Annotated in this window: 6 protein-coding genes; all 6 read left to right on the plus strand. The window is 32.4% G+C overall.

The genetic code is table 11. From position 1 onward, the window contains the following. The first annotated feature begins 6 nt into the window (after window positions 1-6). The 6 genes from rpoB to fusA all read left to right on the plus strand — a co-directional run bounded on the left by rpoB (window position 7) and on the right by fusA (window position 12,424). Window positions 7-4,140 (plus strand): DNA-directed RNA polymerase subunit beta, encoded by a 4,134-nt coding sequence (gene rpoB, locus CSUB8523_RS02335; protein ID WP_043020342.1) that lies wholly within the window; start codon window positions 7-9, stop codon window positions 4,138-4,140. Next, window positions 4,133-8,686 carry a DNA-directed RNA polymerase subunit beta' gene (gene rpoC / locus CSUB8523_RS02340; protein WP_039663067.1) on the plus strand — a complete coding sequence of 1,518 codons (4,554 nt, stop codon included), beginning with the start codon at window positions 4,133-4,135 and terminating at the stop codon, window positions 8,684-8,686. Before rpoB ends, rpoC begins: the two co-directional genes overlap by 8 nt. A 109-nt stretch (window positions 8,687-8,795) precedes the next feature. After that, window positions 8,796-8,942, plus strand: coding sequence for a CatA-like O-acetyltransferase (locus CSUB8523_RS10675; RefSeq protein ID WP_392389807.1), 147 nt, complete (start codon window positions 8,796-8,798; stop codon window positions 8,940-8,942). A gap of 472 nt (window positions 8,943-9,414) precedes the next feature. After that, window positions 9,415-9,798: a 30S ribosomal protein S12 gene (rpsL, locus tag CSUB8523_RS02345; protein WP_012661187.1), complete on the plus strand. Its 384-nt coding sequence runs from the start codon at window positions 9,415-9,417 to the stop codon at window positions 9,796-9,798. 67 nt (window positions 9,799-9,865) lie between these two features. After that, window positions 9,866-10,336 (plus strand): 30S ribosomal protein S7, encoded by a 471-nt coding sequence (gene rpsG, locus CSUB8523_RS02350; protein ID WP_012661188.1) that lies wholly within the window; start codon window positions 9,866-9,868, stop codon window positions 10,334-10,336. 12 nt (window positions 10,337-10,348) lie between these two features. Continuing rightward, on the plus strand, window positions 10,349-12,424 hold the full coding sequence (fusA, locus tag CSUB8523_RS02355) for an elongation factor G (RefSeq protein WP_039663069.1): 2,076 nt from the start codon (window positions 10,349-10,351) through the stop codon (window positions 12,422-12,424). The last annotated feature ends 270 nt before the right edge of the window (window positions 12,425-12,694 follow it).

A 12,694-nucleotide genomic window follows, 5' to 3' on the forward strand; every position in this document is an offset into this window, starting at 1 on the left:
AATAATATGTTAAATTCACAATCAGGAAATCGTTTAAGAATAGACTTCTCGAATGTTCCACAACAAATAGACATTCCAAATTTATTACAATTACAAAAGAAAAGTTTTGATTATTTTTTAAATATAGACGCGAAAAATTCAGAAAGTGGAATTGAAAAAGTATTTAAATCTATTTTTCCAATTCATGATCCACAAAATAGATTAAGTTTAGAATATGTAAGTAGCGAAGTAGGTAAACCTAAGTACACTATTAGAGAATGTATGGAAAGGGGGTTGACTTATTCTGTAAATTTAAAAATGAAAATCCGTTTAACTTTGCATGAAAAAGATGAAAAAACGGGTGAAAAAATTGGTATAAAAGATATTAAAGAGCAAGAAATTTATATTAGAGAAATTCCTTTAATGACAGATAGAATTTCTTTTATTATCAATGGAGTAGAAAGGGTTGTAGTTAATCAACTTCATAGAAGTCCAGGTGTTATTTTCAAAGAAGAAGAAAGTTCTACTGTTGCAAATAAATTAGTATATACAGCTCAAATTATACCAGATCGTGGTTCTTGGCTTTATTTTGAATACGATGCTAAAGATGTACTTTATGTGCGTATTAATAAAAGAAGAAAAGTGCCTATTACAATTTTATTTAGAGCGCTTGGTTATAAAAAACAAGATATTATAAAATTATTCTACCCTATACAAACTATTTATGTAAAAAAAGATAAATTCTTAACTGAATTTAATCCAAATGACTTTTTAGATAGAGTTGAATATGATTTAAAAGATGAAAAAGGTAATGTAATTCATCAAGCTGGTAAAAGAATGACAAAGAAAAAGGCTGAGCAGCTTGTAAAAGATGGTGTTAAATGGGTTGAATATCCGGTTGAAATTTTAACCAACAGATATTTAGCTAATCCAATTGTTAATAAAGAAACTGGTGAAGTTTTATATGATTCTTTAACGCTATTAGATGAAGGAAAACTAGCAAAAATTAAAGAAGAAAAACAGTTTGATATTGCAAACGATTTAGCTAATGGAGTAGATGCTGCTATTATCAATTCTTTCATTCAAGATAATGAAACTTTAAAATTATTAAAACAAACAGAAAATATAGAAGATGAAAATGATTTAGCAGCTATTAGAATTTATAAAGTAATGAGACCAGGCGAGCCTGTGGTAAAAGATGCTGCAAAAGCTTTTGTAAATGATTTATTTTTTAATTCTGAAAGATATGATCTAACAAAAGTTGGTCGTATGAAAATGAATCACAAATTAGGTTTAGATACGCCTGAATATGTTACAGTTTTAACTAATGAAGATATAGTCAAAACTGCAAAATATTTAATTAAAGTAAAAAATGGCAGAGGTTATATTGATGATAGAGATCATTTAGGTAATCGTCGTATTAGATCAATTGGAGAACTTTTAGCTAATGAGCTTCATGTGGGTCTTGCTAAAATGCAAAAATCTATTAGAGATAAATTTACAGCTTTAAATACAGATATTGACAAAGTAATGCCTTATGATTTAATTAATCCTAAGACAATTACTGTAACAATTATGGAATTTTTTACTGGAGGTCAATTATCTCAATTTATGGATCAAACAAACCCATTAAGTGAAGTGACTCATAAGCGTCGTTTATCTGCACTTGGTGAAGGTGGTTTAGTAAAAGAAAGAGCAGGTTTTGAAGTGCGTGATGTACACGCAACACATTATGGAAGAATTTGTCCTGTTGAAACTCCAGAAGGTCAAAATATTGGTTTGATTAATACGCTTTCAACTTATGCTAAAGTAAATGATTTGGGTTTTGTTGAAGCACCTTATAAGAAAGTAGAAAATGGTAAAGTAAGCAATGAAATCGTTTATTTAACTGCTACTCAAGAAGAAGGTTTAGTGATTGCAGCAGCTTCAACTAAAATCGATGACAAAGGTAATATTATTGAAGAATTTGTTGAAGCTAGACAAGATGGTGAAACAATCTTAGCAAGAAGAGAAGAAGTGCATTTAATTGACCTTTGTTCTGGTATGATAGTAGGGGTTGCAGCTTCTCTTATTCCGTTTTTGGAACATGATGATGCAAATAGGGCTTTAATGGGTTCAAATATGCAACGTCAAGCAGTACCTTTACTAACTGCACAAGCTCCTATAGTTGGTACTGGTATGGAAAAAATCATTGCTCGCGATGCGTGGGAAGCGATCAAGACTAAAAGAGCAGGAATTGTAGAAAAAGTTGATAATAAAAATATTTTCATTTTGGGTGAAGATGAAAATGGGCCATTTATTGATCATTATAAAATGGAGAAAAATTTAAGAACCAATCAAAATACAACCTTTATTCAACATCCTATAGTAAAAAAAGGTGATTTTGTTCAAGCAGGTCAAATCATTGCAGATGGTCCAAGTATGGATCAAGGCGAACTTGCTATTGGTAAAAATGCCTTAATTGCATTTATGCCATGGCATGGCTATAATTATGAGGATGCGATTGTTATTAGTGAAAAAATCTTGCGTGAAGATGTCTTTACTAGTGTGCATATTTATGAAAAAGAAGTGGAAGCTAGAGAGCTTAAAGACGGTGTCGAAGAAATCACTAAAGATATTCCAAATGTAAAAGAAGAGGAATTAGCGCATCTTGACGAAAGTGGTATTGCAAAAATAGGTACTCACATTAAGCCGGGTATGATTTTAGTAGGTAAGGTTTCGCCTAAGGGTGAGGTAAAACCTACGCCTGAAGAGAGATTGTTAAGAGCGATTTTTGGTGAAAAAGCGGGTCATGTGGTAAATAAATCTTTATATGCAACTGCATCACTAGAAGGGGTTGTGGTTGATGTAAAAATCTTTACCAAAAAAGGTTATGAAAAAGATGCTCGTGCTATAAAAGCTTATGATGATGAAAAATTAAATCTTGAGAAAGAACATCATGATAGACTTTTGATGATGGATAGAGAAGAAACCTTAAGAGTATGTTCTTTACTTTCTAAATCGCCTTTAAATTCAGATGAAGAAATTAATGGAGTTAAATATAAAAAAGGTGCTAAAGTGGAAATAAGTGAATTGGAAAAAATTAATCGTTTTGCTTTAAATTCTTTAGTTAAAGCTTATTCCAAAGAAGTACAAAAAGAATATGATGATTTAAAAAACCATTTCCAAAATGAGAAGAAAAAACTCAAAATTGAGCATGATGAAAAATTAGAAATTTTAGAAAAAGATGATATTTTACCAAGTGGAGTAGTAAAACTTATAAAAGTATATATTGCTACCAAAAGAAAGCTTAAGGTTGGAGATAAAATGGCTGGACGCCATGGAAATAAAGGTATAGTTTCAAATATCGTTCCTGAAGTTGATATGCCATATTTACCTGATGGAAGACCTATTGACATAGCTTTAAATCCTTTGGGTGTTCCAAGTCGTATGAATATTGGCCAAATTCTTGAAAGCCACTTGGGTATAGTTGGCATGAGACTTGGTGATCAAATTCAAGAAATATTTGACAAAAAACAAAAAGATTTTATCAAACAATTGCGTGCAAAAATTCTTGAAATTTGTAACGTGTCAAGATTGACTTTAGAAAAGAAACTTGTAGAAAGTTTAAATGATGATCAATTAATTGCCTATGCAAGAGATTGGGCTAAAGGTGTTAAATTTGCAACTCCTGTTTTTGAAGGTGTAACTGTTGAAGAATTTGGTAAGCTTTTTGAAATGGCAAAAATAGCTATGGATGGAAAAAGCGAGCTTTACGATGGAAGAACCGGTGAGAAAATGGCAGAGCGTGTACATGTTGGATGTATGTATATGCTTAAGCTACACCACTTAGTAGATGAAAAAGTGCATGCAAGAAGTACCGGGCCTTACAGCCTTGTAACACAACAGCCAGTTGGTGGTAAAGCATTATTTGGTGGACAAAGATTTGGTGAGATGGAGGTTTGGGCTCTTGAAGCTTATGGAGCAGCTCACACTCTAAGAGAAATGCTAACCATAAAATCTGATGATGTTGAGGGTAGATTTAGTGCTTATAAAGCTTTAACAAAAGGTGAGAATGTTCCAGCAACAGGTATTCCAGAGACATTCTTTGTACTTACAAATGAATTAAAATCTCTTGCTTTAGATGTTGAGATTTTTGATAAGGATGAGAATAATGAGTAAATTTAAACCTATCGAAATAAAAGAAGATGGCAGACCTAGAGACTTTGAAGCATTTCAATTAAGACTTGCAAGTCCTGAAAAGATCAAGTCGTGGTCTTATGGTGAAGTAAAAAAGCCTGAAACGATTAATTATAGAACTTTAAAGCCTGAAAGAGATGGGCTTTTTTGTGCTAAAATTTTTGGACCAGTAAGAGATTATGAGTGTCTTTGTGGTAAATACAAAAAAATGCGTTTTAAAGGTATTAAATGTGAAAAATGTGGTGTCGAAGTTACTAGCTCTAAAGTTCGCCGTTCTAGAATGGGGCATATTGAACTAGTCACTCCTGTTGCGCATATTTGGTATGTAAATTCACTACCAAGCCGTATAGGTACTTTACTTGGTGTGAAAATGAAAGACCTTGAGCGTGTGTTGTATTATGAAGCATATATTGTTGAAAATCCAGGCGATGCTTACTATGATAATGAAAATAGTAAAAAAGTTGAATTTTATGATGTATTAAATGAAGAACAATATTTGAATTTAATGCAACGTTATGAAACTAGCGGTTTTAAAGCTAGAATGGGTGGTGAGGTTGTTAGAGATTTGCTAGCAAATTTAGATCTTGTTGAGCTTTTAAATAAACTTAAAGAAGATATTGCAGCAACCAATTCAGAGGCAAAGAAAAAAACTATCATCAAGCGTTTAAAAGTTGTAGAAAATTTCTTAAACAGTAATTTAAATAGCAATACTAATATCGATGAAGTGGTGCCAAATCGTCCTGAATGGATGATGATTACAAATTTACCAGTTTTACCACCAGATTTAAGACCTTTAGTAGCTTTAGATGGTGGAAAATTTGCAGTTTCTGATGTGAATGATTTATATAGAAGAGTTATTAATAGAAATACTCGTTTAAAAAGACTTATGGAGCTTGATGCACCAGAAATTATTATTAGAAATGAAAAAAGAATGCTTCAAGAAGCGGTTGATGCATTATTTGATAATGGTAGAAGAGCTAATGCGGTTAAAGGTGCAAATAAGCGTCCATTAAAATCTTTAAGTGAAATTATCAAAGGTAAACAAGGTCGTTTTAGACAAAACTTACTTGGTAAAAGGGTTGACTTTTCTGGTCGTAGTGTTATTGTTGTTGGGCCAAAACTTAGAATGGATCAGTGTGGTTTACCTAAGAAAATGGCTTTAGAATTATTTAAACCACATTTATTAGCTAAGCTTGAGGAAAAAGGTTATGCGACTACTGTAAAGCAAGCTAAAAAAATGATAGAAAATAAAACCAATGAAGTTTGGGAGTGCTTAGAAGAGGTTGTTAAAGGTCATCCTGTAATGCTTAACCGTGCACCAACTTTACATAAACTTTCCATTCAAGCGTTTCACCCTGTACTTGTAGAAGGTAAGGCAATTCAGTTGCATCCGTTAGTGTGTGCGGCATTTAATGCTGACTTTGACGGTGACCAAATGGCTGTGCATGTGCCATTATCTCAAGAAGCAATTGCAGAGTGTAAAGTATTAATGCTTTCATCTATGAATATTTTGCTTCCAGCAAGTGGTCGCTCTGTGACTGTACCTTCTCAAGATATGGTTTTGGGAATTTATTACCTTTCTTTGGAAAAAGATGGTGCTAAAGGTGAGCATAAAATTTGTACAGGTATTGAAGAGGTTATGATCGCTTTAGAAGCAAAATCTTTAGATATTCATGCAAGCATAAGAAGTGTGGTTGATGGAAGAAAAATCACAACAACCGCAGGTAGATTGATTATCAAATCTATTTTGCCTGATTTTGTTCCAGAAAACATGTGGAATAAAATTATGAAGAAAAAAGATATTGCAGCCTTAGTTGATCATGTTTATAAAGAAGGTGGGCTTGAGATAAGTGCTAACTTTTTAGATAAACTAAAAGATCTTGGTTTTGAATATGCAACAAAAGCAGGTGTTTCTATTTCAATTACTGATATTATTGTGCCTGATCAAAAGCAAAAAAATATAGAAGAAGCTAAAAAACAAGTAAGAGAAATTCAAAATTCATATAATTTGGGTTTGATTACTTCAGGTGAAAGATATAATAAGATTATTGATATTTGGAAAAGCACTAATAATGTCTTATCAAAAAATATGATGGAGTTAATTAAAAAGGATAAAGAAGGATTTAACTCTATTTATATGATGGCAGATTCTGGTGCTAGGGGCTCAGCAGCTCAAATTTCACAGCTTGCTGCGATGAGGGGTCTTATGGCCAAGCCTGATGGTTCGATTATCGAAACACCGATTATTTCAAACTTCCGTGAAGGACTTAATGTTCTTGAATATTTCATTTCAACTCACGGTGCTAGAAAAGGTCTTGCAGATACAGCGTTAAAAACAGCAAATGCAGGTTATTTGACAAGAAAGCTTATCGATGTAGCACAAAATGTAAAAGTTATAATGGATGATTGTGGTGCACATGAGGGTGTTGAGATTAATGAAATCACCGCAGATGGTGTTGTAATTGAAACCTTAGAAGAAAGAATTTTAGGAAGAGTTTTAGCTGAAAATATTATTGATTCTATTACTAATGAGATTTTATTTTCAGAAGGTACTTTAGTAGATGAAGAAAAAGCTAGAATTATTGTTGAAAGTGGTATAAAAAGTGTAAGTATTAGAACCCCTATTACTTGTAAAGCCAAAAAAGGTGTATGCTCTAAATGTTATGGTATTAACCTAGGCGAAGGTAAATTAGTTAAGCCAGGTGAGGCTGTAGGTATTATATCTGCTCAATCAATTGGTGAACCAGGAACACAGCTTACACTAAGAACTTTCCACAGTGGTGGTACTGCTAGTACAGATTTACAAGATCGTCAAGTAGTAGCACACAAAGAAGGTTTTGTAAGATTTTATAATCTTAATACCTATGAAGATAGGCAAGGTAAAACTATAGTGGCTAATCACCGCAATGCTGCTATTTTGCTTGTTGAGCCAAAAATAAAAGCTCCATTTAAAGGAACTATCCATATTGAATATGCGTATGAAGATGTGGTGATTAGCGTTAAAGCAAAAAATAATGAAGCTAAATTTATATTAAGAAAATATGATCTAGCAAAAGCTAATGAGCTTGCAGGTGTAAGTGGTAATATCGAAGGTAAATTATACATTCCATATAGCGATGGTGATGAAGTAGTTGAAAATGAAAGTATTGTAGAAGTAATTAAAGAAGGTTGGAATATACCAAATCGTATTCCTTATGCGAGTGAGTTATTAGTAAAGGATGGGGATCCTATCACTCAAGATATTATAGCTGGTGCAAAAGGTACTTTGAAGTTTTATATGCTTGAAGGGGATGGTTTAGATAGAATTAGAAATCTAAAAAAAGGTGATGTAGTTAAAGAAAAAGGTGTGTTTGTTGTTATTGCTGATGAAAATGATAGAGAAGCAAAAAGACACTATATACCAAGAGAATCTGTGATTGAATTTGATGATAGTGCTTTTGTAGATAATCCTAAAACCATCATAGCAAAATCAAGCAAAGAAGATAAAACTATTATTGCTGAATGGGATGCATATAATAATACTGTAATTGCAGAGGTTGCAGGTACAATTAACTTTGAAGATATTGAATCAGGTTATAGCGCTGATGAGCAGACAGATGAGGCAACTGGTAAGAGATCATTGGTAATTAATGAGTATTTACCAAGTGGAGTGCGTCCTGCATTGTTGATCTTAGGTGAAAACGATAAAGTAGTGCGTTATCAACTAGAGCCAAAAACTGTTATTTATGTAAATGATGGCGATAAGGTTAAGCAGGCTGATATCCTAGCTAAAACACCAAAAGCAGCAGCTAAGTCAAAAGATATTACCGGAGGTCTTCCAAGAGTATCTGAATTGTTTGAAGCAAGAAAGCCAAAAAATACTGCTGTTGTAGCTGAAATTGATGGTGTGGTAAGATTTGACAAACCTTTAAGATCTAAAGAGAGAATTATCATCCAAGCAGAAGATGGAAGTAGTGCTGAATATTTGATTGATAAATCAAAACGTATCCAAGTAAGAGATGGTGAATTTATCCATGCGGGTGAGAAATTAACCGATGGGGTTATTTCAAGTCATGATGTGCTTAGAATTTTAGGTGAAAAAGCATTGCATTATTATCTTATTTCTGAAATTCAGCAAGTTTATCGTGGTCAAGGTGTTGTGATTTCTGATAAGCATATTGAGATTATTGTATCACAAATGCTAAGACAAGTTAAGATTATTGATAGTGGTCATACAAATTTCATAGTTGGCGATTTAGTTTCAAGAAGAAAATTCAGAGAAGAAAATGAAAGAATTTTAAGATACGGTGGCGAACCTGCTGTGGCTGAGCCTGTATTGCTTGGGGTTACTAGAGCTGCTATTGGAAGTGATAGTGTGATCTCAGCTGCTTCATTCCAAGAAACAACAAAAGTTTTAACAGAAGCAAGTATTGCAGGTAAATTTGATTATCTTGAAGATCTAAAAGAAAATGTAATCTTAGGTCGTATGATTCCTGTTGGTACAGGTCTTTATGGGGATAAAAATTTAAAACTTAAGCAACAAAATTAATTTTCAATCCTAGCAATTTTGCTAGGATTTTTTTAAAATATTTTATGTTTAAAATAATTAATTTAGAAAATAAAAAGAAGAGAGCATTTTAACTTTTATACTTAAAAATATTCCTTGCTCGTTTGAAATTACTATTAAATTAGACATTAGTTCTTTTTATCATTTTATTAAAAACAATAATTATGAATTCTATTTTTGTTTTATCCATACTATTAGTAAAAGTATAAATGCTTTTGATGATTTTAATTTAGTTTAGATCAAAACAAACAACTAGTATGTTATGATATTATCCATCTTTCTTGTACTATTTTTCATAAGGACTCTAAAACTTTTTCTATTCTTTAAATTTTCTATAAAGAAAATTTAAAGATTTTTTATCTTTATGAAGAGGATAAACAATTGATAAAAATAATAAAAGTATGTTTTTAAAAAACCTATAGATGATCTTTTTAATATTTCTGCCATTCCTTGGATAGTTTTTGAAAATTTTTTACACTTGCCAATAAAGAGCAATATTTTTTCCTATTATAACAAAGTGGAAAGATTATAAAGGAAAATAAAAGATTTCTCGTTCCTTTTAGTATTAATGTTAATCACACCACTAATGATACTTATCATATTCATTTGTTTTTAGGAAAACTCCAATAAAACCTTAATAATTTATAATTTTATAAGTAAAATTTAGATATCATCTAAAGTTTATTATTTTATTAATGAAAGGAATTGCTGTGCCAACCATAAATCAATTGGTTAGAAAAGAGCGTAAAAAAGTTTTAGAAAAATCTAAATCACCAGCGCTTAAAAATTGCCCACAAAGAAGGGGAGTTTGTACTAGGGTTTATACTACAACCCCTAAAAAACCAAACTCAGCGTTAAGAAAAGTTGCCAAAGTAAGACTTACAAGTGGTTTTGAAGTTATTAGTTATATCGGTGGTGAAGGTCACAACCTACAAGAACACAGCATTGTTTTAGTGCGTGGTGGTAGGGTAAAAGACTTACCAGGTGTGAAGTATCATATTGTGCGTGGTGCTTTAGATACAGCAGGTGTTGCAAAAAGAACTGTTTCTCGTTCTAAATACGGTGCAAAACGCCCTAAAGCAGCTGCTAAGTAATAAGATTGCAGACAAATCCGTTAGATTTGATTTTGTTTGAGTAAAATTATAAATTTGAAGGAAAAATATGAGAAGAAGAAAAGCTCCGGTAAGAGAAGTCTTGCCTGATCCGATTTATGGAAATAAAGTAATTACAAAATTCATTAATTCTTTAATGTATGATGGTAAAAAAAGTACAGCAACAACTATTATGTATGGTGCTTTAGAAGCTATCGATAAAAAAGGTGGAGAAAAAAAAGGTATAGAAATTTTTAATGATGCTATTGAAAATATCAAACCTTTATTGGAAGTTAAATCTCGCCGTGTAGGTGGAGCGACTTATCAAGTACCAGTTGAAGTACGCCCAGCTAGACAACAAGCTTTAGCTATTCGTTGGATTATTTCTTTTGCTAGAAAAAGAAGTGAAAGAACTATGATTGAAAAATTAGCAGCTGAATTATTAGATGCAGCTAATAGTAAAGGTGCTTCATTCAAGAAGAAAGAAGATACTTATAAAATGGCAGAAGCTAATAAAGCATTTGCTCATTATCGCTGGTAAGAGGAGTAAAACATGTCAAGAAGCACTCCTTTAAAAAGAGTTAGAAATATAGGTATTGCAGCTCACATTGACGCAGGTAAAACAACTACTAGTGAGAGAATTCTTTTCTTTACGGGTATGAGTCATAAAATTGGTGAGGTGCATGATGGTGCAGCTACAATGGACTGGATGGAACAAGAAAAAGAAAGAGGTATTACAATTACTTCTGCTGCTACGACTTGTTTTTGGAAAAATCACCAAATCAACCTTATAGACACTCCAGGCCACGTTGACTTTACAATCGAAGTTGAAAGATCAATGCGTGTTTTAGATGGTGCTGTTGCGGTATTTTGTTCAGTAGGTGGAGTTCAACCACAATCAGAAACTGTTTGGAGACAAGCTAATAAATATGGTGTTCCAAGAATTGTTTTTGTTAATAAAATGGACAGAATTGGTGCAAATTTCTTTAACGTAGAAGAGCAAATTAAAAATCGTTTAAAAGGTAATCCAGTTCCACTTCAAATTCCAATCGGTGCTGAAGATAATTTCAAAGGTGTCATTGATCTTATCACTATGAAAGCTTTAGTATGGGAAGATGAAAATAAACCAACTGATTATGTAGAAAAAGAAATTCCAGCTGAGTTAATGGAAAAAGCTGAAGAATATCGTATAAAAATGATAGAAGCGGTTTCTGAAACTAGTGATGAATTAATGGAAAAATATTTAGGTGGAGAAGAGCTTACTCAAGAAGAAATTAAAGCAGGTATCAAAGCAGGTTGTTTAAATCTTTCTATGGTTCCAATGCTATGTGGTACAGCTTTTAAAAATAAAGGTGTTCAACCATTACTTGATGCTGTTGTAGCTTACTTGCCAGCTCCTGATGAAGTAGCTAATATTAAAGGTGAATATGAAGATGGTACAGAAGTTTCTGTAAAATCAACCGATGATGGTGAATTTGCAGGACTTGCATTTAAAATCATGACTGACCCTTTTGTCGGACAATTAACTTTCGTTCGTGTTTATAGAGGAAGTTTAGAAAGTGGTTCTTATGCATACAATTCAACTAAAGATAAAAAAGAAAGAATTGGTCGTCTTTTGAAAATGCACTCTAACAAAAGAGAAGAGATTAAAACTTTATATGCTGGTGAAATCGGAGCAGTTGTTGGTCTTAAAGATACATTAACTGGTGATACTTTAGTAAGTGAAAAAGATAAGGTTATTTTAGAGAGAATGGACTTTCCAGATCCTGTTATTTCAGTTGCTGTTGAACCTAAAACAAAAGCAGATCAAGAAAAAATGTCTATTGCTTTAAATAAATTAGCACAAGAAGATCCAAGCTTTAGAGTTTCTACAGATGAGGAAAGTGGTCAAACTATTATTTCAGGTATGGGTGAGCTTCATTTAGAAATTATTGTTGATCGTATGCTTAGAGAATTTAAGGTTGAAGCTGAAGTTGGACAACCTCAAGTTGCTTACCGTGAAACTATTAGAAAAACAGTTGATCAAGAATACAAATACGCTAAACAATCAGGTGGTCGTGGTCAGTATGGTCATGTATTCTTAAGACTTGAGCCACTTGAGCCAGGTAGTGGTTATGAGTTTGTAAATGATATCAAAGGTGGGGTAATTCCAAAAGAATATATTCCAGCGGTTGATAAAGGTGTACAAGAAGCATTGCAAAACGGTGTTTTAGCGGGTTATCCTGTTGAAGATGTTAAAGTAACAGTTTATGATGGAAGTTACCACGAAGTGGATTCTTCTGAAATGGCATTTAAACTTGCGGCTTCTATGGGCTTTAAAGAAGGTGCTAGAAAAGCAGGCGCAGTGATCTTAGAACCTATGATGAAAGTTGAAGTTGAAACTCCTGAAGAGTATATGGGAGATGTTATTGGTGATTTAAATAAACGTCGTGGCCAGGTTAACTCAATGGATGAAAGAGGTGGTAATAAAATCATCACAGCATTTTGTCCATTGGCTGAAATGTTTGGATATTCAACTGATCTTAGAAGCCAAACCCAAGGTCGTGCTACTTACTCTATGGAATTCGATCATTATGATGAAGTTCCTAAGAATGTTTCTGAAGAAATTATCAAAAAAAGAAACGGTTGATTTCATAAAGATGAGCTTTTACAGCTCATCTTGTTTTTTATTTTTCTTTCTATTTTATTTTGTATTTCATATTTTATGTTTTGCTAATAACTCTCTTGTAAAATTATGTAGTTTTATAGAAAAATAATATTCACAATTTCTGGGGTAGTTTTTAATTTAGATAAGTTTGAATAAGTTTGAATAAGTTTGAATAAGTTTGAATAAGTTTGAATAAGTTTGAATAAGTTTGAATAAGTTTGAATAAGTTTGAATAAGTTTGAATAAGTTTGA

Source organism: Campylobacter subantarcticus LMG 24377 (assembly GCF_000816305.1).
GTDB classification, from domain to species: Bacteria; Campylobacterota; Campylobacteria; order Campylobacterales; family Campylobacteraceae; genus Campylobacter_D; species Campylobacter_D subantarcticus.